Source organism: Pseudomonas azotoformans (assembly GCF_001579805.1).
In the GTDB taxonomy this organism is placed as follows: Bacteria; Pseudomonadota; Gammaproteobacteria; order Pseudomonadales; family Pseudomonadaceae; genus Aquipseudomonas; species Aquipseudomonas azotoformans_A.
In genome coordinates, this window is record NZ_CP014546.1 from 1,850,438 (window position 1) to 1,877,433 (window position 26,996).

22 protein-coding genes are annotated in these 26,996 nt (G+C 60.9%); 15 read left to right on the forward strand and 7 right to left on the reverse strand.

Features of this window, described 5'->3' with window-relative positions:
- Window positions 1-184: 184 nt before the first annotated feature.
- From bcsQ (AYR47_RS08635) to bcsQ (AYR47_RS08680), 10 genes are all read left to right on the forward strand, one after another.
- Window positions 185-1,219 carry a cellulose biosynthesis protein BcsQ gene (gene bcsQ / locus AYR47_RS08635; RefSeq protein ID WP_033896882.1) on the forward strand — a complete coding sequence of 345 codons (1,035 nt, stop codon included), beginning with the start codon at window positions 185-187 and terminating at the stop codon, window positions 1,217-1,219.
- A complete protein-coding gene (bcsA, locus tag AYR47_RS08640) occupies window positions 1,216-3,435 on the forward strand; it encodes a UDP-forming cellulose synthase catalytic subunit (RefSeq protein ID WP_033896884.1) in 2,220 nt (739 codons plus the stop codon). The genes bcsQ (AYR47_RS08635) and bcsA overlap by 4 nt, the downstream gene beginning before the upstream one ends.
- Entirely contained in the window at window positions 3,432-5,699 is a 2,268-nt protein-coding gene (gene bcsB / locus AYR47_RS08645; RefSeq protein ID WP_033896885.1) for a cellulose biosynthesis cyclic di-GMP-binding regulatory protein BcsB, read from the forward strand. The genes bcsA and bcsB overlap by 4 nt, the downstream gene beginning before the upstream one ends.
- Window positions 5,696-6,892: a cellulose synthase complex periplasmic endoglucanase BcsZ gene (gene bcsZ, locus AYR47_RS08650; RefSeq protein WP_061434920.1), complete on the forward strand. Its 1,197-nt coding sequence runs from the start codon at window positions 5,696-5,698 to the stop codon at window positions 6,890-6,892. The genes bcsB and bcsZ overlap by 4 nt, the downstream gene beginning before the upstream one ends.
- A complete protein-coding gene (locus AYR47_RS08655) occupies window positions 6,874-10,701 on the forward strand; it encodes a cellulose biosynthesis protein BcsC (protein ID WP_061434922.1) in 3,828 nt (1,275 codons plus the stop codon). The genes bcsZ and AYR47_RS08655 overlap by 19 nt, the downstream gene beginning before the upstream one ends.
- A gap of 16 nt (window positions 10,702-10,717) precedes the next feature.
- On the forward strand, window positions 10,718-11,383 hold the full coding sequence (locus AYR47_RS08660) for an SGNH/GDSL hydrolase family protein (protein WP_028615346.1): 666 nt from the start codon (window positions 10,718-10,720) through the stop codon (window positions 11,381-11,383).
- Window positions 11,383-12,048, forward strand: a complete 666-nt coding sequence (locus AYR47_RS08665; RefSeq protein WP_033896888.1) for a cell division protein FtsQ — start codon at window positions 11,383-11,385, stop codon at window positions 12,046-12,048. Before AYR47_RS08660 ends, AYR47_RS08665 begins: the two co-directional genes overlap by 1 nt.
- A gap of 17 nt (window positions 12,049-12,065) precedes the next feature.
- Window positions 12,066-13,481 carry an MBOAT family O-acyltransferase gene (locus tag AYR47_RS08670; protein ID WP_033896889.1) on the forward strand — a complete coding sequence of 472 codons (1,416 nt, stop codon included), beginning with the start codon at window positions 12,066-12,068 and terminating at the stop codon, window positions 13,479-13,481.
- A gap of 12 nt (window positions 13,482-13,493) precedes the next feature.
- A complete protein-coding gene (locus tag AYR47_RS08675; RefSeq protein ID WP_061434924.1) occupies window positions 13,494-14,618 on the forward strand; it encodes an alginate O-acetyltransferase AlgX-related protein in 1,125 nt (374 codons plus the stop codon).
- Between the two features lie 176 nt (window positions 14,619-14,794).
- Window positions 14,795-15,706: a cellulose biosynthesis protein BcsQ gene (bcsQ, locus tag AYR47_RS08680; protein ID WP_033896892.1), complete on the forward strand. Its 912-nt coding sequence runs from the start codon at window positions 14,795-14,797 to the stop codon at window positions 15,704-15,706.
- A 241-nt stretch (window positions 15,707-15,947) separates the two neighbouring features.
- Here the strand turns inward: bcsQ (AYR47_RS08680) and AYR47_RS08685 are convergent, their stop codons facing one another.
- The 5 genes from AYR47_RS08685 to AYR47_RS08705 form a co-directional block, all read right to left on the reverse strand.
- Window positions 15,948-17,135 (reverse strand): methyltransferase, encoded by a 1,188-nt coding sequence (locus AYR47_RS08685; protein ID WP_061434926.1) that lies wholly within the window; start codon window positions 17,133-17,135, stop codon window positions 15,948-15,950.
- Window positions 17,116-17,805, reverse strand: a complete 690-nt coding sequence (locus AYR47_RS08690; protein WP_033896924.1) for an ABC transporter permease — start codon at window positions 17,803-17,805, stop codon at window positions 17,116-17,118. The genes AYR47_RS08685 and AYR47_RS08690 overlap by 20 nt, the downstream gene beginning before the upstream one ends.
- Window positions 17,806-17,843: 38 nt before the next feature.
- Complete coding sequence (locus tag AYR47_RS08695; protein ID WP_061434928.1) at window positions 17,844-18,539, reverse strand: ABC transporter permease; 696 nt, start codon at window positions 18,537-18,539, stop codon at window positions 17,844-17,846.
- A gap of 74 nt (window positions 18,540-18,613) precedes the next feature.
- Complete coding sequence (locus AYR47_RS08700) at window positions 18,614-19,366, reverse strand: ABC transporter substrate-binding protein (protein WP_016979104.1); 753 nt, start codon at window positions 19,364-19,366, stop codon at window positions 18,614-18,616.
- 13 nt (window positions 19,367-19,379) lie between these two features.
- Window positions 19,380-20,153 carry an ABC transporter ATP-binding protein gene (locus tag AYR47_RS08705; RefSeq protein ID WP_010213906.1) on the reverse strand — a complete coding sequence of 258 codons (774 nt, stop codon included), beginning with the start codon at window positions 20,151-20,153 and terminating at the stop codon, window positions 19,380-19,382.
- Between the two features lie 554 nt (window positions 20,154-20,707).
- On the opposite strand from AYR47_RS08705, the gene gabP reads away from it, so the two are divergent.
- Window positions 20,708-22,099 carry a GABA permease gene (gene gabP, locus AYR47_RS08710; protein WP_033896896.1) on the forward strand — a complete coding sequence of 464 codons (1,392 nt, stop codon included), beginning with the start codon at window positions 20,708-20,710 and terminating at the stop codon, window positions 22,097-22,099.
- A gap of 54 nt (window positions 22,100-22,153) precedes the next feature.
- Here the strand turns inward: gabP and AYR47_RS08715 are convergent, their stop codons facing one another.
- A complete protein-coding gene (locus AYR47_RS08715; protein WP_033896897.1) occupies window positions 22,154-22,567 on the reverse strand; it encodes a hypothetical protein in 414 nt (137 codons plus the stop codon).
- 4 nt (window positions 22,568-22,571) lie between these two features.
- Window positions 22,572-23,558, reverse strand: coding sequence for an alpha/beta hydrolase family protein (locus tag AYR47_RS08720; RefSeq protein ID WP_061434930.1), 987 nt, complete (start codon window positions 23,556-23,558; stop codon window positions 22,572-22,574).
- A 183-nt stretch (window positions 23,559-23,741) separates the two neighbouring features.
- Between AYR47_RS08720 and relB the strand changes: the two genes are divergently transcribed.
- The 4 genes from relB (at window position 23,742) to AYR47_RS08735 (ending at window position 26,921) form a co-directional block, all read left to right on the forward strand.
- Window positions 23,742-23,936 carry a type II toxin-antitoxin system RelB family antitoxin gene (relB, locus tag AYR47_RS08725; protein ID WP_033896900.1) on the forward strand — a complete coding sequence of 65 codons (195 nt, stop codon included), beginning with the start codon at window positions 23,742-23,744 and terminating at the stop codon, window positions 23,934-23,936.
- Window positions 23,926-24,234, forward strand: a complete 309-nt coding sequence (locus tag AYR47_RS31980) for a type II toxin-antitoxin system RelE/ParE family toxin (protein WP_082461401.1) — start codon at window positions 23,926-23,928, stop codon at window positions 24,232-24,234. The genes relB and AYR47_RS31980 overlap by 11 nt, the downstream gene beginning before the upstream one ends.
- 41 nt (window positions 24,235-24,275) lie before the next feature.
- Window positions 24,276-25,241, forward strand: a complete 966-nt coding sequence (locus tag AYR47_RS08730; protein ID WP_033896901.1) for an arsenic resistance protein — start codon at window positions 24,276-24,278, stop codon at window positions 25,239-25,241.
- Window positions 25,242-25,328: 87 nt separating this feature from the next.
- Entirely contained in the window at window positions 25,329-26,921 is a 1,593-nt protein-coding gene (locus tag AYR47_RS08735) for an ArnT family glycosyltransferase (protein WP_061434932.1), read from the forward strand.
- Window positions 26,922-26,996: the final 75 nt, after the last annotated feature.

The following is a 26,996-nucleotide window of genomic DNA, read 5'->3' on the forward strand; positions in this document are numbered from 1 at the left end:
AGTCATAAAAATGGCGCCACACCGTTCGTCGGATTAAATTGAACTAAAAGCATCAAAATACTGACACCATCAATGTGATATCACAGAATGCGCCCGACACCACATAACTAGAAAAATACAAGGTCAGCCTATTGCTGACCTTTTTATCGCCTTTAAAGCGCAAACAGGTGGGGAGGGGCAGTGAGTGAGTCGAGCAGATGACATTTCAAAACTATTCAACAAGCTGGGTGCCAACCCGAGTGGCTACCGCGAGATCGACTTTGTCCATGAGTTCATCGAGGACGATGTAGAGGTCTTGGTAGCCCCCGTCGCGACTCCAGCCCTGCCTGAAATTGAAGCGCCGTCAGCTCCCCTGTTGCGTCTGCTGGAAGAGCTGAGCCAAGGCGAAGCCGACCACCTGCAGCCGCCCGAAGTGGTGGAGGGGCGTGACGGCGAAATGTATTCGGAGCAATCGAGCCCCAACGTCGTGGTGGTTGTCTCGGTCAAAGGCGGCGTCGGCCGCAGCACCCTGACCGCTGCGATTGCCAGCGGCTTGCAGCGCCAGGGCCGCCCGGCGCTCGCCCTGGACCTGGACCCGCAGAACGCCTTGCGTCACCACCTGTGCCTGGGCCTCGACATGCCTGGCCTCGGCGCGAACAGTTTGCTCAATGAAAGCTGGGAAACCCTGCCTGAACGCGGCTTTGCCGGTTGCCGCCTGGTGGCGTTTGGTAGCACCGACCACGAGCAGCAGCAGAGTCTGAACCGTTGGCTGGGCCAGGATAGCGAGTGGTTGGGCCAACGCTTGGCCGACCTTAAATTGAATGGCCAGGACACCGTGATCATCGACGTCCCGGCCGGCAATACCGTGTACCTCGGCCAGGCAATGTCGGTGGCCGATGCGGTGCTGGTCGTCGTGCAGCCGGACGTGGCCTCGTTCAGCACCCTCGACCAGATGGACAGTGTGCTTGCGCCGTACTTCAACCGCGAAAAACCGCCACAGCGCTTTTACGTGATCAACCAGTTGGACGCTGCCCACCGCTTCAGCCTGGACATGGTCGAGGTGTTCAAGACCCGTCTGGGTGCTGCCCTGCTGGGCACGGTCCACCGCGATCGCGCGTTCAGTGAAGCCCAAGCCTACGGTCGCGATCCCCTCGACCCCACCGTCAACAGTATCGGCAGCCAGGACGTCCACGCCCTGTGCCGCACCTTGCTCGAACGCATCGACTCGGACCTCCCATGACCGACAATACGTCCTCCACGCCCTTCGTCGAAGGGCGCGCTGAACAGCGCCTAAATGGCGCGATTGCGCGCTTCAATCGGTGGCCTGCGGCGCTGCGTACGGTGCTGGTTGTTGCCAGTTGCGTGCTCGGCGCCCTGTTGTTGCTGGGCATTATCAGCGCACCGCTCGACCTCTACAGCCAGTGCCTGTTTGCCGGTGTGTGCTTCCTGGCGGTGCTGGTGCTGCGCAAAATTCCCGGACGCCTGGCGATCCTCGCGCTGGTGGTGCTGTCACTGGTGGCGTCATTGCGCTACATGTTCTGGCGGCTCACCTCCACCCTCGGGTTCGAGACCTGGATCGACATGTTCTTCGGCTACGGCCTGGTCGCGGCCGAGTTCTACGCCTTGATCGTGCTGATCTTCGGCTACGTACAAACCGCCTGGCCATTGCGCCGCACGCCGGTGTGGTTGAAGACCGAGCCCGAAGAGTGGCCGACGGTCGACGTGTTTATCCCCACGTATAACGAAGCGCTGAGCATCGTAAAACTGACCATCTTCGCCGCCCAGGCAATGGACTGGCCCAAGGACAAGCTGCGCGTCCACGTGCTGGACGATGGCCGCCGCGACGACTTCCGTGACTTCTGCCGCAAGGTCGGCGTGAACTACATTCGCCGCGACAACAACTTCCATGCCAAGGCCGGTAACCTCAACGAAGCGTTGAAGGTCACCGACGGTGAATACATCGCCCTGTTCGATGCCGACCACGTGCCGACGCGCTCCTTCCTGCAAGTAAGCCTGGGCTGGTTCCTCAAAGACCCGAAGCTGGCGATGCTGCAAACGCCGCACTTCTTCTTCTCGCCAGACCCGTTCGAAAAGAACCTCGACACTTTCCGCGCCGTGCCCAATGAGGGCGAACTGTTCTACGGCCTGGTGCAGGACGGCAACGACCTGTGGAACGCCACCTTCTTCTGCGGCTCCTGTGCGGTCATCCGCCGTAAACCGCTGCTGGAAATCGGCGGTGTAGCCGTCGAGACCGTGACCGAAGACGCCCACACCGCGCTCAAGCTCAACCGCCTGGGCTACAACACCGCTTACCTGGCCATCCCGCAAGCTGCGGGCCTGGCCACCGAAAGCCTGTCGCGCCACATCAACCAGCGGATTCGCTGGGCGCGAGGCATGGCGCAGATCTTCCGCACCGACAACCCGCTGCTGGGCAAGGGCCTCAAGTGGGGCCAGCGCATCTGCTACGCCAACGCCATGCTGCACTTCTTCTATGGTTTGCCGCGCCTGGTGTTCCTGACCGCGCCGTTGGCTTATCTGGTGTTCGGGGCGGAGATTTTCCACGCGTCGGCGCTGATGATCGTTGCCTACGTGTTGCCGCACTTGGTGCACTCAAGCCTGACCAACTCCCGGATCCAGGGGCGTTTCCGTCACTCGTTCTGGAACGAGGTGTACGAGACGGTACTGGCCTGGTACATCCTGCCGCCGGTGCTGGTGGCGTTGGTCAACCCCAAGGCCGGTGGCTTCAACGTGACCGACAAGGGCGGCATCATCGACAAGCAGTTCTTCGACTGGAAACTCGCGCGCCCGTACCTGGTGTTGCTGGCGGTGAATCTGGTCGGCCTGGGCTTCGGTATCCATCAGTTGATCTGGGGCGATGCGTCCACTGCCGTGACGGTAGCGATCAACCTGACCTGGACCCTCTACAACCTGATCATCACCAGCGCCGCCGTGGCCGTGGCTTCGGAAGCGCGCCAAGTGCGTTCCGAGCCGCGTGTCAGCGCCAAGCTGCCGGTGAGCATCATTTGTGCTGACGGCCGTGTGCTTGAAGGCACGACTCAAGATTTCTCGCAAAACGGCTTCGGCTTGATGCTCTCCGATGGTCACTCGATCACCCAGGGTGAGCGCGTGCAATTGGTGCTGTCACGCAACGGCCAGGACAGCTTGTTCGATGCCCGCGTGGTGTTCAGCAAGGGCGCGCAGATCGGTGCCCAGTTCGAACCCCTCAGTCTGCGCCAGCAAAGCGAGTTGGTTCGCCTGACCTTCTCCCGCGCCGATACCTGGGCCGCGAGCTGGGGCGCCGGCCAGCCGGATACACCGCTGGCGGCCCTGCGTGAAGTGGGCTCCATCGGCATCGGCGGCTTGTTCACCCTGGGCCGCGCCACCCTACACGAACTGCGTCTGGCCTTGAGCCGCACCCCCACAAAACCGCTAGATACGCTGATGGACAAGCCATGACCTCGAAGATATTCGCTCGCCCTCATCCGCGCCGTGCACTCGCGCTGATGATCGCCTCGCTGATGGGCCTCAACACCCTGGCGCAAGCTGCCGAGCAAGCGGTTGCCACCGTGCCGGTGCAAAGCACCGATAACGGCTACAGCCTGACCCTCAAGCAGCTGGGCCGCCGCGACACCATGAACCTGCAAGGCGTGGAGTCGTCCGACAGTGTCAACTTCGATATCCGTGCCGATGAAGTGGTGAAGGGTGCGCAACTGCTGCTCAAGTACAGCTACTCGCCGGCGCTGCTGGCCGACCTGTCGCAGATCAACGTGTTGGTCAACGGCGAAGTCGCCGCCAGCCTGGCGCTGCCCAAAGAAGGCGCGGGCATCCAGCAAGAGCAACTGGTGCAGCTTCCGCCGAAGCTGATCACCGAGTTCAACCGCTTGAGCCTGCAGTTCATCGGCCACTACACCATGTCCTGCGAAGACCCGCTGCACAGCAGCCTGTGGGCCAAGATCAGCAACAGCAGCGAGCTGAAAGTGCAGGTTGAGCCGATCGTGCTCAAGGACGACCTGGCCGTGCTGCCGCTGCCGTTCTTCGACAAGCGTGACGCGCGCCAGGTCAGCCTGCCGTTCGTGTTCGCCACTGCACCCGACAGTGCCGCGCTGGAAGCGGCCGGTGCCTTGTCTTCATGGATCGGCGGCCTCGCCAGCTACCGGGGCGCGACGTTCCCGACCACCCTCGGCGAGCTGCCGGCCAAAGGCAACGCCATCGTACTGGTGCAAACCGCCGATGCGCTGGACGTGCACGGTGTTGCGGTCGCCAAGCCGACCGGCCCGACCCTGACCCTCATCGCCAACCCCAATGACGCCAACGGCAAACTGCTGATCGTCACCGGGCGTGACGGCGAAGAACTCAAGCGCGCCGCCAACGCGGTCGTGCTGGGCAACCCGGTATTGGCCGGCAACAGCGTGGTCATCACCAAGCTCGACACCCTGGCACCGCGCCGTCCGTACGACGCGCCAAACTGGCTGCCAAGCAACCGCCCGGTGCGCCTGGGCGAGTTGATCGAACAGCAGAAACTCAGCGTGTCGGGTTACAACCCAGGCGCGATCAGCGTCGACATGCGCCTGCCGCCGGACCTGTTCAACTGGCGTGAAGAGGGCGTGCCGCTCAAGCTCAAGTACCGCTACACGCCGCAGCAGGTGTCGACCAACTCGTCGTTGCTGATCGGCCTGAATGATCAATTCATGAAGTCTGTGGCCTTGCCGTCGGTGACCAACCTGGGCGGCGGCCAGACCCTGCTCGACCAGTTGAAGAAAGACGAAAGCCTGCCGCGCGAAGTGACGACCCTGCTGCCGATCAGCTCGGCATCGCCCAAGTCCAAGCTGCAACTGCGCTTCATGTACGACTACATCAAAGAAGGCGAATGCCGCGACATTATCGTCGACAACATGCGCGGTTCAGTCGACCCGGATTCGACCCTCGACGTCACCGGCTACCAGCATTACATCGCCATGCCGAACCTGGGCGTGTTCAACGACTCCGGCTTCCCGTTCACCCGCCTGGCTGACCTGTCGGAATCCGCCGTGGTCATGCCCGACAACTTCGGCACCGACGAGTTGACCGCCTACTTGACCGTGATGGGCCGCTTCGGCGAAGCCACCGGCTACCCGGCCACCGCCGTCAAAGTGGTGCAGGCCAAAGACGTGCAAAGCGTTGCCGACAAAGACCTGCTGGTGCTCGCCACCGCCGCCAACCAACCGCTGCTCAAGCAGTGGCAGCAATACCTGCCGGCCACCAGCGATGGTGAGCAGCACCAGTTCCTGCTGTCTGACCTGCCACGTTATGTCCGTAGCTGGGTCAGCCCGGACCCGGCGGGCAATCAGCACCCGGCCAATGCCGGCATTACCTTCAAGGGCCTGAGCAACAGTACTTGGCTGGCGGGCTTCCAATCGCCACTCAAGAGCGGTCGCAGCGTGGTGCTGATCGCCAGCAACCAGCCGCAGGGCCTGCTGGAAGCCACCTCGGCGCTGATCGGCGGTGACGACTACAAAGACTCGATCCAGGGCAGCCTGGCCGTAGTGCAGGGCACCACGATCAGTTCGCTGGTAGGTGACGAGCAGTACTACGTCGGCAAGCTCAACTACTTCAAATTCATGCAGTGGCAACTGTCGCAGAATCTGGGCTGGATGCTGTTGATCACCTTCCTCGGCCTGGCGGTGGTGACCAGCCTGATCTACCTGTCGCTGCGTGCACGTGCAAAACGGCGGTTGGCATGAGCCCGCTCAAGAGCGTGGCCCTGGCTGCACTGGGCGCGGTGATGTTTGCCGGTAGCGCGCAGGCGCAAACCTGTGACTGGCCGCTGTGGCAGAACTACGCCAAGCGCTTTGTGCAGGACGATGGGCGGGTGTTGAACTCGTCGATGAAACCCACCGAGAGCAGTTCGGAAGGGCAGTCCTACGCGATGTTCTTTGCGCTGGTCGGTAATGACCGTGCGAGCTTCGACAAGCTGTGGACCTGGACCAAGGCCAACATGTCGGGCTCCGACATCGGCCAGAACCTGCCGGGTTGGCTGTGGGGCAAAAAAGCCGATAACACCTGGGGCGTGATCGACCCGAACTCTGCGAGCGACGCTGATTTGTGGATGGCTTACGCCTTGCTCGAAGCGGCTCGCGTGTGGAATGCACCGCAGTACCGCGCCGACGCACAATTGTTGTTGGCCAACGTCGAACGCAACCTGATCGTGCGCGTGCCCGGCCTGGGCAAGATGCTGTTGCCGGGGCCGGTGGGCTACGTGCATCCGGGCGGTTTGTGGCGTTTCAATCCGAGCTACCAGGTGCTTGCACAACTGCGTCGCTTCCAGAAAGAACGCCCGAACGCCGGTTGGAACGAAGTGGCTGAAAGCAACGCGCGCATGCTCGCCGACACCGCCAGCAACCCCCACGGCCTCGCGGCCAACTGGGTCGGTTATCGCGCGACCAGCGCCAACGCCGGGCTGTTTGTAGTCGACCCGTTCTCCGATGACCTGGGCAGTTACGACGCGATCCGCACCTACATGTGGGCCGGCATGACCGCCAAAGGCGATCCATTGGCGGCGGCGATGCTCAAGTCGCTGGGCGGTATGTCCCGCGCCACGGCTGCATCGGTCACCGGCTTCCCGCCGGAAAAAATCCACGTGCTGACCGGCGAAGCCGAGAAAAACAACGGCTACACGCCGATGGGTTTCTCCGCATCGACCATTGCCTTCTTCCAGGCCCGAGGCGAAACCGCCCTGGCGCTGCTGCAAAAGGCCAAGGTCGACGACGCACTCGCCAAGGCCCTGGCGCCTTCGGCACCGGAGAGCGCGCAGCCGATCTACTACGACTACATGCTCAGCCTGTTCAGCCAGGGCTTTGCCGATCAGAAGTACCGTTTTGAACAAGACGGTACGGTCAAATTATCCTGGGAGGCCGCATGCGCCGTCACACGCTAGCCATTGCGATTCTCGCCGCCCTGGTCTCGACGGCCAGCGTCGCTGAAACCAGCGACCCGCAGGCCCTGCTGATCGAGCAGGGTTACTACTGGCAGTCGAAAAAGAACCCTGAACGCGCGCTGGAAACCTGGCAGAAACTCTTGAGCCTGAGCCCCGAGCAACCGGATGCGCTGTACGGCATCGGCTTGATCCAGGTGCAACAGAACCGTCCGGCCGAAGCGCAAAAGTACCTGGCCCGCTTGCAGGCGCTGAGCCCGGTGCCGCGCCAGGCGTTGCAGCTGGAGCAGGACATCACCGTGGCCGTGCCGGACAACGCCAAGTTGCTGGAGCAGGCCCGTGAGTTGGGTGAGCCCGACGACGAGCGCGAAAAGGCCGTGGCCTTGTACCGCCAGGTTTTCCAGGGCCGCCAGCCCCAGGGCCTGATCGCCCGTGAGTACTACAACACCTTGGGCTTCACGGCCAAGGGCACCAGCGAAGCCATCGCCGGCTTGCAGCGTTTGTCCCGTGAACGGCCGAACGACCCGATCGTTGCGTTGTTCCTCGCCAAGCACCTGGCGCGCAACCCGGCCACCCGGCCTGACGGCATTCGTGCCCTGGCCAAACTGGCACCGAACAATGACGTGGGCGGCAACGCCGATGAAACCTGGCGCTTCGCACTGATCTGGCTCGGCCCGCCGAAGCCGGACCAGGTGTCGCTGTTCCAGCAGTTCCTCACCGTGCACCCGGATGACGCCGAGATTCGCGCGCTGATGAACAAGGGCATTGCCCAAGGCAAAGGCGGCGGCACCTGGCAGCGTGACCCGCAGATGACCAAGGCCTTCAAGGCGCTGGATGACGGCGACCTGAAAACCGCCGAGCCACTGCTGGCCGCGCGTCTTGCGCAAAAATCCAATGACGTCGATGCCCTCGGTGGCATGGGCGTATTGCGTCAACAGCAGGAACGTTACAGCGAAGCCGAAAACTACCTCGTCCAGGCTACCCGTTTGCCCGGTGGTGCCGCGTGGCAGTCGGCCCTGAACGACGTGCGCTACTGGAACCTGATCAGCCAGAGCCGCGACGCCCAACGCGCCGGCCGCAGCGCCCAGGCCCGTGACCTGGTGGCCCAGGCCGAACGTTTGAATCCAGGCCAGCCAGGCGCAGCGGTCGCGTTGGCGGGTTTCCAGTCTCAGGACAACCAGTTCGAAGAAGCCGAAGCCGGCTACCGTAAGGTGTTGGCGCGTCATCCCGGTGACCCGGATGCCTTGAGTGGCTTGATCAACGTGTTGTCCCAGTCGGGTCAACCGGATGAGGCCTTGAAGCTGATCGACTCGGTGTCACCGGCGCAGCGCGCCAAGTTCGCGCCGAGCGTGAAAATCAACGCATTGCGCGCGACCCAGGTCGGCAAACTGGCGGAGCAACGCGGTGACGTGAAAGGCGCACAAGCGGCCTACCGCCAGGCTCTCGACGCTGACCCTGAAAACCCGTGGACCCGTTTCGCCCTGGCGCGCATGTACCTGCGCGACGGCCAGATCCGCAATGCCCGTGCGTTGATCGACGGCTTGCTCAAGACTCAGCCCAACCAGCCGGACGCGCTGTACACCAGCACCCTGTTGTCGGCGCAGCTGAGCGAGTGGAAACAGGCCGAGACGACCCTGGGGCGTATCCCCACGGCGCAGCGCACGGCCGACATGAACGAGCTGGCGATCGATATCGCGCTGCACCAGCAGACCGACGTGGCCATCGAAACCGCCCGCCGTGGCCAGCGCCCGGAAGCCTTGGCATTGCTGGGGCGCTCTGAACCTCTGACCCGTCAGAAGCCTGAGCGTGTGGCTGTGTTGGCCGCCGCCTATGTGGAAGTCGGCGCCGCGCAGTACGGCCTGGACATGATGCAGAAGGTGGTGGAGAACAACCCCAACCCGACGGTCGACCAGAAACTGCTGTACGCCAACGTGTTGCTCAAGGCCAACAAGTACAGTGAGGCGGGCGAAATCCTGCGTGAAGTGCAGGGCCAGCCTTTGAGCGAAATCGGTCGCCAGCGCTATGACGACCTGATTTACCTGTACCGGGTCAAACAGGCGGATGCCCTGCGCGAGAAGAACGACCTGGTGGCCGCCTATGACATGCTGTCTCCGGCGTTGGCCCAGCGTCCCAATGACGCGCTGGGCGTCGGCGCGCTGGCGCGGATGTACGCCGCCAGTGGCAACGGCAAGAAGGCGATGGAGTTGTACGCGCCGCTGATCCAGCAGAACCCGAACAACGCACGCCTGCAACTGGGCCTGGCGGACATCGCCCTGAAAGGCAATGACCGCAGCTTGGCGCAGAGCGCCAGTGACAAGGCGCTGGCCCTGGAGCCGGGTAACCCGGAGACGCTCACCTCGGCCGCGCGTATTTACCAGGGGCTGGGCAAGAACAGCGAAGCCGCTGAGTTACTGCGCAAGGCCCTGGCGATTGAAAACGCCATGAAGGCCAAGACCCAAGTGGCCCAGGCTGGCGCCCCAGGTACATCGTATAACCCGTTCGTAGGCTTGCCGGGCCAGCGTCGCCAGGTCACCGACCTGACCGTTGCTGGCGCCGTACCGCCGCCGATCGATGCGCCAACCAAGTCCGTGACGTCCAGCGCCTTTGCGAGTGCGACGTCCAACGACTTGAGCGATCCGTTTGTGCCGCCGTCGAGCATTGCCTCCGTCGACAGCCCCGAGCTGAGCCCGGCGCGACGTGCGCTGGATAACATCCTGCGTGACCGTACCGGTTATGTGGTGCAAGGCTTGAGCGTGCGCAGCAACAACGGCGAGAAAGGCTTGAGCAAACTCACCGATGTGGAAGCGCCGTTTGAAGCGCGTATGCCAGTGGGCGATAACACGGTGGCGCTGCGGGTGACGCCGGTGCATTTGAGCGCTGGTAGCGTTGGCGATGATGCTGCATCACGCTTCGGCGGCGGCAAGGTCACCTCACCACGGACCCAGAATGCTACCGGTGTTGGCTTGGCCGTGGCTTTTGATAACCCTGATGAAGGCCTCAAGGCCGACGTCGGCGTAAGCCCGTTGGGCTTCCTCTACAACACCATCGTCGGCGGCGTGAGCGTGTCGCGTCCGTTCGAGGCCAATTCGAACTTCCGCTATGGTGCAAATATCTCTCGGCGTCCAGTCACCGACAGCGTCACTTCCTTCGCAGGCTCCAAAGACGGCGACGGTTACAAGTGGGGCGGCGTGACCGCCAACGGCGGGCGTGGCGAGTTGAGCTACGACAACCAGAAACTGGGTGTTTACGGCTACGCCTCCTTGCATCAACTGATGGGCAACCACGTTGACGACAATACGCGCATGGAGTTGGGCAGCGGTATCTACTGGTACCTGCGTAATAACCCACGCGACACCCTGACCTTGGGTATCAGCGGTTCGGCGCTGAGCTTCAAGGAGAACCAGGACTTCTACACCTACGGCAACGGCGGCTACTTCAGCCCGCAGCGCTTCTTCTCCCTGGGCGTGCCGATTCGGTGGGCGCAGAGCTTTGATCGCTTCAGCTACCAGGTAAAAAGTTCGGTGGGCGTGCAGTATATCGGCCAAGATAGCGCGGATTTTTTCCCGGGCCGCAAAGACCTCGGTACCCAGGAATACAAAAGCTCGGACAAAACCGGCGTCGGCTACAGCTTCAACGCTGCCGCCGAATACCGCCTGAGCTCGCGGTTCTACCTGGGTGGCGAAATCGGTGTCGATAACGCCCAGGACTACCGCCAGTACGCCGGTAACGCTTATCTGCGCTACTTGTTCGAAGACCTGAGCGGGCCTATGCCATTGCCGGTCAGCCCGTACCGTTCACCTTATTCCAACTGATTAATCGGAGTCATTCATGCCTGTTTCTGCGATTGCCGGCCTAACCATGCTGGTATTGGGCGAAAGTCATATGAGCTTTCCCGATTCGTTGCTCAACCCGTTGCAAGACAACCTCACCAAGCAAGGCGCGGTGGTTCACTCCATCGGTGCGTGCGGTGCCGGTGCGGCGGATTGGGTTGTCCCGAAAAAAGTCGAGTGCGGTGGCGAACGTACACCGACTGGCAAGGCCGTGATCTATGGCAAGAACGCCATGAGCACCACGCCGATCCAGGAGCTGATTGCCAAGGACAAGCCCGACGTGGTCGTGCTGATCATCGGCGATACCATGGGCTCTTACACCAACCCGGTGTTCCCCAAAGCCTGGGCCTGGAAAAGCGTGACCTCGCTGACCAAGGCCATCACCGACACCGGCACCAAATGCGTGTGGGTCGGCCCGCCATGGGGCAAAGTCGGTTCCCAGTACAAGAAGGATGACACCCGCACCAAGCTGATGTCGTCGTTCCTGGCCAGTAACGTGGCGCCGTGCACCTACATCGATTCGCTGACGTTCTCCAAACCGGGCGAGTGGATCACCACCGACGGCCAGCACTTCACCATCGACGGTTACCAGAAGTGGGCCAAGGCGATCGGTACTGCCTTGGGTGACCTGCCGCCATCGGCCTACGGTAAAGGAAGCAAATAATGAAACGGATGACCCTGGGCCTGGCGACCTTGCTCGCCAGCGTCAGCGCCTACAGCGCCGACATCCCGTTGTACCCGACCGGCCCGGAGCAAGACGCAGCGTTCCTGCGTTTTGCCAACGGCACCCCCGGCGAATTGAAGCTGGTGGCCGACGGTTCCAAGGCCAGCCTGGTGTTGAATGGCGACAAAGCCGTGTCGGCCTTTTTGCCAGTGGTCGGCGGTGACAAGCCGATCAAAGGCGTGTTGAGCAGCACCGGCAAAAACACCGATTTCTCCGTGAAAGTGGCGCCGGGCGAATTCGCCACGGTGGTTGCGCTGGTCGATGCCAAGGGCGCCACGCGCCAACTGGTGGTGCGCGAAGTGCCGGACGACTTCAACGCACTCAAAGCCTCCCTGGCCTTTATCAACGCCGACGCCACCTGCGCCGACGCCAGCCTGGAAGCCGTGACGCAAAAGGCCGAGTTGTTCAAGAAGGTCGCGGAAGGCGCGGTGCAGCGTCGCATGATCAACCCGGTGGAACTCTCGGTGCAGCTCAAATGCGCCGGCGCGCCGGTTGGCCAGCCGCTGACGTTTACCCTCAAGGCGGGCGAGCGCTACAGCGTCTTGGCCGTTCCTTCAGACAAAGGCTCGAAGTTGCTGTTCGCCTCTGACGCACTCGCTAACTGATCGGGCCCGACACCACCATGGTCTTTGCCTCACTCGAATTCCTCACGCTGTTCCTGCCGGCCTTCCTGTTGATCTATGCCCTGGCTCGTCCGAGCTGGCGCAACGTCATCCTGTTGATCGGTAGCTGGTTGTTCTACGGCTGGTTGAGCCCGTTGTTCCTGTTCCTGCACATGGTGTTGACCGTGGTGGCCTGGATCGGCGGCCTGCTGGTGGACCGCTCCCGTGAGGATGGCAAAGGCCGGGTGCGCCTGTTGATTGCGTTGATCGTGTTCAACACGGCGGTGCTGTGTTGGTACAAATACGCCAACATCGTCGCTGGCACCGTGAGTGAGGTGATCACCTGGTACGGCTATATGCCGCTCGATTGGCAGCGCGTGGCCTTGCCGGCCGGCCTGTCGTTCATCGTGTTGCAGGCGATTTCCTATCTGGTGGATGTGCACCGTCATACGGTGCCGGTGGAGCGCAGCTTCATCAACTACGCCACTTATATCTCGATGTTCGGGCATTCGATTGCCGGTCCGATCATCCGTTACGACTGGGTCCGCCGTGAGCTGAACCAGCGTTATTTCAATTGGCCGAATTTCTCCCTGGGCGCGCGCCGCTTCATGATCGGCATGGGCATGAAAGTGCTGGTGGCTGACACCTTGTCGCCGCTGGTGGACATTGCCTTCCACCTGGAAAACCCAAGCCTGGTGGACGCGTGGATCGGTTGCCTGGCGTACTCGCTGCAACTGTTCTTCGACTTTGCTGGTTATAGCGCCATGGCCATCGGCCTGGGCCTGATGCTGGGCTTCCATTTCCCGGAAAACTTCAACCGGCCGTACCTGGCCAGCAGCATCCAGGACTTCTGGCGGCGCTGGCACCTGTCGTTGTCCAGCTGGTTGCGCGACTACCTGTACATCGCCCTGGGCGGTAACCGTGACGGCGTGTGGCGTACCTATCGCAACCTGTTCCTGACCATGGCGATTGCCGGGTTGTGGCACGGCGGTGACAGCTGGAACTACCTGTTGTGGGGTTCGGCCCATGGCGTGGCGTTGTGTGTTGACCGCGCTTGGTCGCGTTCGAGCCTGCCGAGCATTCCGCCGGTGCTGTCGCACGTCCTCACGTTGCTGTTTGTGTGCCTGGCCTGGACCTTGTTCCGTGCGCCGGACTTCCACTCGGCGCTGACCATGTATGCCGGCCAGTTCGGGATGCATGGCATGGGCCTGGGTGACGCGATGGCTGTGGCCATGCGCCCGGCCCATGGCATGGCGGCTTTGCTGGGCCTGGTGTGCATCATCGCGCCGATCTGGCAGGTGCGTTGCGAACAGCGTTTCGGCACCCAGCCGTGGTTCGTGGTGGCGGCTTCGCTGTGGCCGGTGGCCGGGTTTGTGTTGTCGTTTGCGCTGATTGCCAGCCGCGACGCCGTACCGTTTCTGTACTTTCAGTTCTAAGGACGCCCGACCATGCCTGCTCCTACCGCGCCGACTCCACCGAGCGACCTGGCCGTTCGCACCAGCCCCCTGGCGGCCTGGGTGTTGGTGCCCTTTTTGGCGGCAGGGTTGTTGTCCTGCGCCTGGCTGATGGTAAAGGGACCGATCAGTTACGTGCCGGCCAAGGTCGACAGCGACATGCTGCTGCACGGCGACCTTACTCACCGTTTTGCCAAGGAACTGGCCAAGGCGCCGATGGCGATCCAGGCCGCGAACCTGGAGCGTGGTGGTAGCTGGCTGGCGTTTGGCGACACTGGGCCACGCGTGCGTCCGGGGTGCCCCGGCTGGTTGTTTATCAGCGATGAGCTGCGCATCAACCGTCACGCCGAAGCCAATGCCCAGACCAAGGCCCAGGCGGTGATCGACCTGCAAAAACAACTGGGTCAAAAAGGTATCGATCTGCAAGTGGTGGTGGTGCCGGACAAGAGTCGCATTGCCGCTGCCCAACGCTGTGGCCTGTACCGCCCCGCGGTGCTCGATAGCCGGATCCAGGACTGGACCCAGTTGTTGCAGGCGTCCGGCGTTTCCGCGCTGGACCTGACCGATACGCTCAAGCCGTTGGGCGCCGAGGCTTACCTGCGCACGGATACTCACTGGAGCGAAATCGGTTCAAACGCCGGTGCCCAGGCCCTCGCGCTGCGTATCCAGCAGCGCGGCATCAAGGCCACGCCGGAGCAAACCTTCGACATCACCCAGGCGCCGCTCGCCGTGCGTCCCGGTGACCTGGTGCGCCTGGCAGGTCTTGATTGGTTACCGCCCAAGTTGCAGCCGCCAGGGGAGTCGGTCGCGGCCAGCACCGCCCATGAAACCGGTGGCGCGACCAGCAATGCCGATGACCTGTTTGGCGACGCCGGCTTGCCCAATGTGGCGCTGATCGGCACCTCGTTTTCGCGTAATTCCAACTTTGTTGGCTTCCTGCAGAAGGCCCTGAATGCGCCGGTCGGCAATTTCAGCAAAGACGGTGGCGAATTCTCCGGCGCGGCCAAGGCCTATTTTGAAAGCCCGGCGTTCAAGCAAACGCCGCCTAAGTTGTTGATTTGGGAGATTCCGGAGCGGGATCTGCAAACGCCCTACGATGCGATCAGTATTGGTCAGTAATTTGACTTTTTGCCGTTTGTCTAAAAAATAGACAACTATCTCATCAAAATAATGACACTTTTACGCGCCTGAAGCAGACTGCTTGCACTAGGGCGACCACAAAAAGACCTGCGGTAAGCAGTCGTATCAGCTGACCTTTTCACGTCTTTGAGCTTCGCCGTGATGAGAGGTTTGTGATGGGCATTACTGAGGGTCTTTTAGCCTTGCTCGGCAAGGATGTCTGCCAGGATGAACGCGGCATGGCATCGCGTTTGCATTTCTTCGGCAGCATTCCCGGCCAAGACGAGCGCGCCGCCAACGAAAGCGCCACGCCTGCGCCCGCCATGACCTTGCGCCCGAAAGTGGTGGCGCTGGTGTCGATCAATGGCGGTGTTGGCCGAAGCACCCTGGCCACTGCTTTGAGCAGCGGCCTGCAACGCCAGGGCGAGTCCGTCGTGGCGCTGGACCTGGACCCGCAGAACGCCTTGCAACATCACTTCGGGGTCAGCTCTGCATTGCCGGGCATTGGGCGCACCAGCCTGGAGCATGGGCAGTGGAGCCAACTCCAACAGCTCAGCTTTGCCGGTTGCCAGGTCATCACCTTTGGCGAAGTCGATATCCCCCAGCAGGAAAGCCTGGAGCGCTGGCTCAAGCACGAGCCGCACTGGCTGGCTCAACACCTCGCGTCTCTGGACTTGAGCGCACGGCATACGGTGATCATCGATACCCCCGCCGGTAACAACGTCTACTTCCATCAAGCATTGAGCGTTGCCGACGTGGTGCTGGTCATCGTGCAGGCCGATGCTGCGTGCCTGGGCACCCTTGACCATCTGGATGTACTGCTTGCCCCGCATCTTGAGGCTCAGCACCCGCCGCGCGTGCACGTGGTTATCAACCAAGTGGATGAAAGGAGTGCCTTCAGCCTGGACATGGTCGAGGCCTTCACACAGAGGCTTGGGAAAGCGGCGTTGCAAGTGCACCGCGACATAGCGATCAATGAAGCGCTGGCTTTTGGTGTCGACCCGTTGGATAGCGTGGAGAAGGGGCTGGCAGCTGACGATATCAACGATATTTGTCGGCTGTTGAAGGCGCCTAAAACAAGCGTCTGAAGCGCTGGTTATACGCTGAACGCCAGATGCTTATGCACAATCGGTTGGATGCACCTGTCACTAAACAGCCATTTTGTGGAGCGGTTCTCATCACGCCGCAACTGCCTGTTTTGCGTGCGTTTTATTTTGTGAACAAAAAATGACCAGCTCGGTTTATGACCTGTAGTGCAGATATCTACAGGCTCCGTAAAGATTTCATCAACAGAGTTATCCACAGGCTCTGCTGCAACCATTTTGCCCCTTAATCGCGCTCGGCAAGCACCATCAAGTTGCGCGGCGTCAGTGCGGGTTCGCAGAACGTGCCTACCTGGACCCTGTAGCCGTTTTCGCTAAGAAACAATGCTCGATCCAGCACCAGCCACATTTCCAGTGGGCGCCGAAACAGACCACGTACCAACTCCAGATTCCTCACCTGCGCCAAGCGGCGCCAGCCGTGTGCCTCCAGCGCCGCCCAATCCTGATCGCCTGTGGATAACCCTTTGAGGTTGGCCAGTTCCTGGCAGTAGTCGGCAAAGGGTTTGTCCAGCCAGCTCGCGGCCAGGGAGGGCGTGGGCAGGTACTCGTCGACGCCACGAAGTTCGCGTTGCAACTGATCGAAGCCCAAGCGTCGCGCCATGGATGTGTCCCTTTGCAGGCGTACCCGTTTGCCTGCAGTGACGGTTTCGCTCAGCGGCAAGCCGAGGTCATCAATCGATAACTGCAGGCGTGACGCGCGGCCTGCGTTGGAGAGTGGCAGGTAGGCTTGAGCGTTTATTCGGTTGTAGCAACAAGGCGCCAGCGCGAGCTGTTTGCAGCCGGCTTTGCTGGCCAGTTGCAGCAGGCGCATATGCAGGTCGCCACAGGCATGCAGGGCAACGGGTGTGTGTTCGGGACTGATTGCCACGTCGGCCATCACGTCTTGCAGACGATGGGTGACTGCCAAGCGGTGATGGTCGCTCAAGGCTTGGCCTGCGGCGATCAGCGCCGGGTCGTATTCCAGGCAGGTCAGTGCTTGATCGGCTTCTAGCAGGCGGCGGCCCAGGTGGCCTTTGCCTGCACACCAGTCCAGCCAGTGTGTGGGCACTTGCTTGAAATGCAGTGCGGCGCCGAAGGCTTCGATCTGGTCCCACTTGCGGCCAGGCACATCAACGTTCAGGCGATGGCGAGCGGTAGGCAGGGGTTGCGTCGGTAACTTATCCACAGCGCTGAGCTGGCGAGCTTGCGCAGCGAGTTGTGGAAAAGGTGCCGGTGCCAGCAGGTCATGGGGTTGGTTATGACTGGCCTCGGCATCGGCCAGCGAGCGCTGGCGCAGCCACTGGGCGAGGTCCGGATGCTGGGTTTCCCAAGGGAGCTGGCGATGCGTAAAGGGCCGTGGTTTCCACAGCCCTTGGTGCTCGATCAGGAACGCATCCAGTGCCTGGAAGCGTGCCTCAGCGTCCCTGGCAGGCATCGACGCGCAGCCAGCGTTCCAGCAGTTTGAAGGCCCGTACCAGGATGTAAGCCATCAACAGATAGAACAGGCCGGCGGCGAAGAAGATCTCCACCGGTAAATAGGTACGGGCGATGATGGTCCGTGCCATGCCGGTCAACTCCAGAAGGGTGACGGTACTTGCCAGGGCGCTGGCCTTGAGCATCAGGATCACTTCGTTGCTGTAAGCCGGCAGGCCGATGCGCGAGGCGCGTGGCAGGATGATGTAGAACAGCGTCTTCGGCTTGGACATGCCCAGGGCGCGCGCCGCTTCAATCTCGCCGGGCGGGATAGCCTGGATCGCGCCGCGCAGGATCTCGGCGATGTAGGCGGCCGTGTGCAGGGTCATGGTGGCGGTGGCACACCAGAACGGATCGCGCAGGTAGGGCCACATGAAGCTCTCGCGCACCGTGTCGAACTGCGCCAGGCCGTAGTAGACCAGGAACAACTGCACCAGCAAGGGTGTGCCACGGAAGAAGAAAATGTAGGCGTAGGGCAGGGCGCTCACATACCAACGGCGTGAGGAGCGAGCGATACCCAGCGGGATCGCCAACAGCAGACCGGCGATCACCGCAATGGCCACTAGCTCCAGCGTGAGGGTTGCGCCTTGGGCCAATCTTGGCAGCCACTTGATGATCACGGCCCAGTTCAAGCCCAGGTCAAAATGCGCCAGCCAGCTGTAGTCGCCGCTCATTGGGTGCTCCTCGCAAAGCCGCGGGCGGCGCGTTTTTCCAGGAAGTACATGCCGGTCATAGCCAGGACCGTGAGGCCCAGGTACATGAACGCGGCCACCATGAAGAAGGTGAATGGCTGCTTGGTGACGGTTACGCCGATCTGCGCATGGCGCATGATTTCTTCCAGGCCGATCACCGACACCAGTGCGGTGTCCTTCATCAGGATCATGAACAGGTTGCCCAGGCCCGGCAGGGCGATGCGCCACATCTGCGGCATGATCAACCGGGTGAAAATCCTGAACCTCGACAGTCCCAGCGCCACACCGGCTTCGCGGTGGCCCTTGGGAATCGCCAGAATCGCGCCACGGAACACTTCCGTCGCGTAGGCGCCAAAGCACAGGCCCAGGGCGATCACCCCGGCGGCAAAGGCGCTGAGGGAAAGGTCGGGGTTACCGAAGAACTCGCCAAGGGCACGCATCAGATTGACCGTGCCGAAATAAATCAGCAGTACCCACAACAGTTCGGGAATGCCGCGAACAATGGTCGAATACGCACCGCCCACCCACTGCAGTGGCTTGTACGGCGAAGTCTTGGCCAAGGCCCCGGCAAGGCCGAGCACCAGCCCAAGGCACAGGGCCGTGAGCGCCAGTTTGACGGTCATCAGCGCGCCAGCGGCGAGCGCCGGGCCGAATCCGTAGAGATCGAAATTCATGGTGTTTTCATATCGCGGCAGGCATTGCAAAAAGCCGACGCGCTCAAGTGAGCGCGTCGGGCATACCGTTCAGATCATTCGATGCTGAAAGGGAAGTACTTGTCGTTGATCTTCTTGTAGGTGCCGTCTGCCTTGATCTCTGCCAGGGCTTTGTTCAGGCGCTCGCGCAGTGGGTCGCCCTTGCGTACGGCGATACCGATCTTGTCGCTTTCTACAACCGGGTCGCCTTTGAATTCATAGGCTGAACCGTCTTTGCTCTTGAGCCATTCGTACTGCACGTACTTGTCGGCGAGGATGCCGTCCAGGCGACCAGAGGTCAGGTCGAGGTAGGCGTTTTCCTGGGTGTCGTACAGCTTGGCGGTGGTGTCCGGCAGCTTGTCTTCCAGGTAGGTGCCGGCCAGCGTCGCGCGTTGGGCGCCGATGGTCTTGCCCTTCAGGTAAGTCGCGTCGGTCTTGAAGTCCGCAGTGGCTTTAGGCGCGATGAACTGCAGCTTGTTGGAGTAGTACGGGTCGGTGAAGTCGACGGCTTGCTTGCGCTCGTCGGTGATCGACAACGAGGACACCAGGAAGTCGAACTTCTTGGCGTTCAGGGCCGGGATGATGCCGTCCCAGTCGGACACATACACTTCGCACTTCTCGACTTTCATCTTGGCGCACAGGGCGTCGCCGATGTCTTTGTCGAAGCCGACGACGTTGCCGCTGGCGTCTTTATTGTTGAACGGCGGGTAGGCCGCTTCGATCCCCATTTTCAAGGTTTCTGCCATGGCCGTGGCGCTGAACGCCATCGAGACGGCCGCGGCCAGAAGGAATTTTTTATAGTTCTGCATGCATGTTGCTCCGTTAGCGGTTGCTGGACATGAATTGTTTGCAGCGCGCCGAAAGCGGGTTTTCAAACACCTGCTGTGGCGATCCTTGCTCTTCGACCAGGCCCTGGTGCAGGAACACCACTTCACTGGACACCTGGCGGGCGAAGCCCATTTCATGGGTGACCAGCAGCATGGTGCGGCCTTCTTCGGCCAGCGCGCGGATCACATTAAGTACTTCCTGAACCATTTCCGGGTCAAGCGCCGAAGTGGGCTCATCGAACAGGATGACTTTAGGCTGCATCGCCAGGGTGCGTGCAATGGCCGCCCGTTGCTGCTGGCCGCCGGACAATTGCGCGGGGTAAGCGTGGCGTTTGTCAGCAATGCCGACCTTGGCCAGCAAGGCTTCGGCCACTTCGATGGCTTCGGCCTTGCTTTGGCCAAGCACGCGACGAGGGGCCTCGATGATGTTGTCGAGGATGCTCATGTGCGGCCACAGGTTAAAGTTTTGAAACACAAAACCGATTTCGCTGCGCAGGCGGTTGATCTGCTTACCGTCGGCGGCCATCAGCTCGCCGTTTTTTGCGGCCTTGAGCTTGAGTTCTTCGCCGGCGACCAGGATCTGGCCCTGGTGCGGGTTTTCCAGCAGGTTGATGCAGCGCAGGAAGGTGGACTTGCCGGAACCGGAGGAACCCAGGATCGAGATCACATCGCCGTCGCGAGCGGTCAGCGAGATACCTTTAAGTACCTCCAGCTCACCATAGCGTTTATGCAAGTTGCGGATTTCAAGCGCGGGCGTGGCCTCGGCCATGTGGGGTCCTCATTGTGTTCGTTGCGATCCTGCTGTTGGGCCGCCTTCCTGGCGAGGCGCCAAGCTAGCATAGCGTCTTGATGGCAGCCAACAGCATGGCCGGCGGTAAACAGGTGGTGTGCGGCAGGGTGTCGCATCGGCACAGCAGCGTGTCGCGCCATCAACAACCGAACATCCGTTTGAACCCGAAAAACCGCAGGCTTCGCGTAAAAAAGGGCGCGATGGTGCCAGCTTTGGCCGGGTGTTGGAAGGGTTAACCGGGCAAACGGTGCATATCAGCCCTTTTGTAGGGCGTCACGTACTTTTTGTGTGTGTTTATGGTGCGTTTATTCGTCTTGAATGTGAGTCGCACGGTAACGCTATAGCGGAATGCCATTGTTCTCAATGACTTGCGAGTCGTGTTGAAACGTCCTACAGCCCGCGTCAATCGCGGCTCTGTAACATTTTGGCGCAAATCTTGCGTAAAAAATAAAGAACGCCCTGTTGGTTTCTTTTCACGAGAAAGATCCCGGGCCGGGCGGACCGTTTTCGCAATTCCTCGTAAAGGTGTGTCAATGAGTAGTACGCAAAGCTCCAATGACCTCGAACAGGGGCTCAAACCGCGTCACGTCACCATGCTGTCGATTGCCGGCGTTATTGGTGCCGGTTTGTTTGTTGGCTCCGGCCACGCGATTGCAGCTGCCGGCCCGGCCGTACTGCTGGCCTATGCCGCAGCGGGCACGCTGGTGGTATTGGTGATGCGCATGCTGGCCGAAATGGCCGTGGCGTCGCCGGACACCGGTTCGTTCTCCACTTACGCCGACCGGGCGATTGGCCATTGGGCCGGTTTCACCATCGGCTGGTTGTACTGGTGGTTCTGGGTATTGGTGATTCCATTGGAAGCCAACGCGGCGGCGACCATTCTGCATGCCTGGTTCCCGGACGTGGCCATTTGGGCCTTTACGCTGATCATCACTTTGCTGTTGACCGCGACCAACCTGTTCAGCGTGAAGAACTACGGCGAGTTCGAGTTCTGGTTTGCGTTGATCAAGGTTGTGGCCATCGTCGGCTTCGTGATCCTCGGCCTGGCCGCGATCTTCGGCTTCCTGCCGACCAGCCAGGTCAGCGGCGTTTCGCATCTGTTCGACACCCAAGGCTTCATGCCCAACGGCATGGGCGCCGTGTTGGCGGCAATCCTGACCACCATGTTCTCCTTCATGGGCACCGAGATTGTCACTATCGCGGCAGCTGAGTCGAAGAACCCAGGCCAGCAGATCACCAAGGCCACCAACTCGGTGATCTGGCGCATTGGTTTGTTCTACCTGCTGTCGATCTTCATCGTGGTGTCCCTGGTGCCATGGAACGATCCGACCCTGGCGGCCGTTGGTTCCTACCAGACCGTGCTGGAGCGCATGGGCATTCCGAATGCCAAGCTGATCGTCGATCTGGTGGTACTGGTTGCGGTGACCAGCTGCTTGAACTCGGCGCTGTACACCGCCTCGCGCATGCTGTTCTCCCTGGGTCGTCGCGGTGATGCGCCGGCGGTGGCCAAGCGCACCAACAAGAGTGGCACGCCTTACTGGGCGGTGTTGCTGTCGACTGGCGCGGCGTTCCTGGCGGTATTCGCCAACTACGTGGCCCCTGCGGCAGTGTTCGAGTTCCTGCTGGCCAGCTCCGGCGCCATTGCGTTGCTGGTGTACCTGGTGATCGCGGTGTCGCAACTGCGCATGCGCCAGAAGCGCACGGCGGCGGGCGAGAAGATTGTTTTCAAAATGTGGCTGTTCCCAGGCCTGACCTACGCAGTAATGGTGTTCATCGTGGGCACGCTGACCATCATGCTGTTCCAGGAAGCGCACCGGGTCGAGATCATTGCGACCGGCGTGTTGAGCTTGCTGGTAGTGGCGGCGGGGCTGATTGTGGCGAGCCGTCGCAAGGCGCAGAGAGTGGGTGCTGCGGTGCTGAATTGATCTGTTGAAGAAAACAATAAGGGAGCCATTGGGCTCCCTTATTTATGTGTGCAATCAGTCAGCCGAGCTGGTCAGCGCTTGTGAGGCCGCCACGTAATCCGCCTGGAATTCCGGCGACTCGATCCACGCCAGTGCCGCGGCTTCATCATCGGTATCCGTAACCCACTGGCGATATTCGATCAGCGCCGCGAGGATAAAGTCGGTGGCTTCTTCCTCGCCTTCCTGCTCCAGCACCAGTGCCAGCAACGGGTGGGCCAGGAACACCGCGCACAGGGTCTGCTGGCTGGTTTCGCCAGCGGTGCGCATCTCTACGAATAGTTCGGTCAGATCCACTGACTCAAGGTCAATGCGGCTGTCATCGCCGGCAAACGCATCCGGCTTGGTCGCGACGGCGCGCTGCGTGCGGTTCTGCTTGGCCTTGGCCTTGGCCCGGTGGGCACGTTTTTGCTGCTTGTTTGGCGAGGCCATGGGCTCAGCGTCCTAGGGTTTTGGGTCTGGGTGGGGTATTGAAGCGCAGGTTGGGGGAAATCCCAAGGGTATCTGCAGTCAATTGGCCGTTTTGAAGCCACGCCAGTGCAATCGGCCACAACCGATCCTGATACTCGCTGCGAAAAAATGCGAAATGTCCGACTGTTTTTTCGCCTATATCCTCAGGCGCTATCCGTAAATGAGTGCACTCACTGCCGTCGAAATAACCCAATAACCGTTCGATGGCGGCGACGGTCCCGAACGGATCGTCGGTAATGCTGATTGCCAGTATCTGCGCCTTCACGCGACTGAACGGCAACTCATCCAGGGCTCTTCCGCTGGGGCGTGTTTCATATCTGGGCGTCGGGGTGCTCCAATCCCGCACCACGCCCGCCGGTGTATCTTCCAGCCAGCCCAGGCGCTTACCGGGAAAGTGTCCGCACAGCGCGGTCAGTAGCGGCATCATCACATGCCACTTGGCAAACATCTGCCAGCGCACACTTGCTGCGTAATCGCGCCAGTACGCAAATTGCGCGCCCACGGTCACCATTCGCCGAATGACCGCACCCGACGCCCCGAGCCCTGCCGCGCAGCCACCGAAGCTGTGGCCGACCACATCAATCGGCTGCCCCGGGAACTCCCGTTGCGCACGTTGCAACATGGCCTCGAAATCCAGCACGCCCCAGTCCGACCATGAAGCCTTGAAGCCGCGCAATGAGCCGCTGCGGGATTCGCCGATGCCACGGTAGTCGTAGGTGATGACGTCAAAGCCGTTGGTGAACAGGTAGTCGGCGAAGCGGGCGTAGTGGCGGCAGCGCACGGAGGTGGCAGCGTTGATGATGACCACGGGGCGTGTGGGATCGGTTCTGATGTGGCGCCAGGTGAAGCCGCCTAGCAGGTGGCCGTCGGCGGCGGGCTCCTTGAAAGGTTCGCCGTGGTCGCGCGCCGGTGAGGCCGAGGGCAATCGCAAAGAGGCGTCGTTCAAATTCATTGGGTTTTCGGCCTTTATAGGTTTCTTATTTTTTTAGTAACAGTTCACCAGTTTGCCAGTAGTTGCACCGCGTCTGGCAGGGTCATTAACCTTCGATACCCGCTGATAAAGCCATACATCCGAGAGGAACGACAGCAAACCATGGACCGATTAGACTGGCAGGCATCCATTAAGGAGGTCTCTATGAGCATCCCACTTTCTCCCATCGTTTCTGAGTTTGAAACTGAAGAGCAGGCTGCCAGCTATGACCGTTGGTTCCGTGCCAAGGTGCAGGCTTCGATTGATGATCCTCGACCTAGTATTCCGCATGATGAGGCTCTGGCTGAGGTTGAGAGGATGTTAGAAGAGAGGCGCAAGGCTCGCCGTGCTGCTCGTTAAGTGGCGACCCGAGGCTATTGTGGCCTTGACTGAAATTATTGATTTCATTGAGCAGTACAACCCCGTTGCAGCGGCTTCGCTGCACCGTATCATTGTTGCTGCTACTGAACATTTGTCTTCAATGCCGTATGGATTCAAGCAAGGCCGCTTGTCAGGCACTCGGGAAATGGTCGTTCATCCAAACTATTTAGTTGTGTATCGAGTGATGGAGCAGGTTGAAATTCTGACCGTACTGCACACACGTCAAGAATACCCCTCGGATGCAATCGTTCCGCTCCACTCGACCTTGCGCCAATAGATGCATAGGCTTACACCTTTGCGATCTACCAAGGCGTTTTCATGACCCGCGATACCCTCGAACGCAACCAGATGCCTTTGTACTTCGTAGTCGTGCTGCTGGCTGCCGGTTTCGGCCTGCTCGCCCCCTCATTCGCCCACCACCTCAGCGCACTGATCACACCCACCATCGCGGTGCTGATGTACGCAATGTTCCTGCAAATCCCCTTTCTGGACGTGCGCCAAAGCCTTAGCAACAAACGCTTCCTGTCGGCATTGCTGCTCGCCAACTTCATCCTCATTCCGTCACTGGTATGGGCATTGACCCAAGGCCTGGCAGGACGCCCGGCACTGCTGGTAGGGGCGTTGCTGGTATTGCTGACCCCGTGCATCGACTACGTGGTGGTGTTTACCCATATCGGCAAGGGCGATTCGCGGCTGATGCTGGCGGCGACGCCGGTGTTGTTGTTGCTGCAGTTGGCGTTGTTGCCGATCTATCTGAGCGTAATGCTCGGTACGCAATCTGAGGTGGTGGTGGAGGTGGGGCCGTTTATCGAGGCGTTCTTCCTGCTGATCGTGGTGCCGATGGTTCTGGCGGTGCTCACCACTTCCCTGGCACGGCGATCATCGCTCGTCAGTGCCTGGAACGACGCCTGGGCCTGGATGCCGGTGCCAGCGATGGCGCTGGTGCTGTTTGTGGTGATCGGCTCGCAAATCACCTCGGTGGTGCGGGATATCAACCTGTTGCTGCCGGTGATCCCGGTGTACATCGCTTTCCTGTTGCTGGCGCCGTTGATGGGCGCGCTGGCATCGCGGCTGTTTGCGCTGCCTGCGGTGACGGCCAGGGCGGTGACGTTCAGCGCATCGACGCGCAATTCACTGGTGGTGTTGCCCTTGGCGCTGGCGCTGCCGGAGGATGTGCGCGGGTTGGCGGCGACAGCGGTGATCCTGCAAACCCTGGTCGAACTGCTGGGTGAGTTGATTTACGTTCGATTGATCCCGAAATGGGTGTGGCCCGTGGGTCGGTAAACACCGGAATATTCAGGTCTGTTCAGGCGCTATTCAGCAGGGCAGTCGGCACCATAAGTCGGCGCCCCTTACTTGACAGGTCAACCGATGGATCACCGCAACCGTTTTCGCCTGGAGTCCCTGGGCATTTTCCTGTTCGCCCTGCTGTTGTTCACCCTGGGTATCTGGGATCAGCAGCCCCAAGGGTTTGACGGACGCTGGGCGCTGTTCCTGCAAGAAATGTTTCGCCATGGCGCGAGTCTTTTCCCGACCACCTATGGTCAGCCCTACGCGGATTACCCCGGCACCGCGACGTTCTTCAGCTATGTGTTTGCCCGACTGTTGGGCGCCCCTAACCATTTGGCGAATGTACTGCCCACCGCCCTGGCTTCTGCGGGCGTGGTGGCCGTGGTCTATCGCCTGCTGGTCCCGGCGAATCGCCAGTGGGCGCTGCTCACTGTGTTGTTGACCTTGCTCACGACCCAATTGCTCGAAAAATCCCGCTCAGTCTGCCTGGATCAGATGGTGGCATTGTTGTGTGTGGGAAGTTTCTACCTGCTGCACAGTGGCGGGCGCTGGAGGCGGCTTGCGGTGTTTCCGTTGTTCGTCCTGGGCTTTGCGATACGCGGGCCGCTGGGATTGATCGAAGTCTGTGGCGTGGTGTGCGTGTACTGGGCGTTGGGCAAGCCTGGGGAGCGGGTGAAACAGGTGCTGGTTCACGGCGCTGTTGGCCTGGTGTTGCTGGCAGCCTGTTGGTGGTTGCTGGTGAAGTTGGCGCGCATCAGCGGGGGTGACGCCTTTGCCGACGAGGTGTTCAAGATGCAGGTGGGCGGCCGCCTCGATGAAACCGGCGAGCCGTTCTATTTCTACTTCCAACTGAGCCTGTACCGCTACTTCCCGGTGGTGCCGTTGGTGCTGGCCACCATGATTGCGCTGCGTCATCGCTGGTCCGAGCGGCTCGAAGGCGATATGCAACTGGTGGTGCGACTCGGCGCCTGCGGCTTGATGATCTTGCTCGGGCTGTCGGTGCCGCACTTCAAGCGTGCCTATTACATCCTGCCCATGGTGCCGATGTTTGCGGCTGTCGCGGCCTATGGGCTGCTCCAGGCGCCGAGTTGGCTCTCGGGCGTGCGCCGATGCTACGAAGGGCTGGTCGTGGCGCTACCGGCGTTGTGCGTGGTTGTAGTCTTTGTCTGTCGGCATGGGTGGCAAAAGCATGGTTACTGGCCCGACGTTTCGCTGCCGCTGTTGATGGGTGTGCTGGTGGTGCTGCAAGTGGCAGCGCTGATGGCCTGGCGGCGAGCGGGGCGGTTGGTGTGGCTCAGCCTGATCGCATTGCTGGCGCAATGGTTGTTATTGGTGGCGGTGGTGGAGCCGTCCAAGGATATGCAGTTCGATACCCGCAAGTTTGTCGGTCAGGTAGAAGCGTTGCGTGTCGAGACGCCTGGGCCGCTGGTGTTTATCAATTTGGGGCGAGACACCTGGGCGGTGCGCTACATGATGAACCTGGATCATGATGAGCAACCGCTGTTTATCGGCGGTCAACAGCTTGAGGGCTTGGAGGGCTTGCCTCGACCTGCCTGGGTAATCGTGTCGCGCAAGGAGACCGCACTGCTGCAGGGAACGCCGCTTGAGCGTCAGGCGCCGACCTTTGAGGGGCGGTTGAACGACAATCCGCTGATGGTGTTTTTGCTGAAATGAATCAGCAAGTTGCTGTATGTTCGCTGGCTGAGTGACCGATCGGTCACTCAGTCGAACTTTTTTTTGGAATTGCCG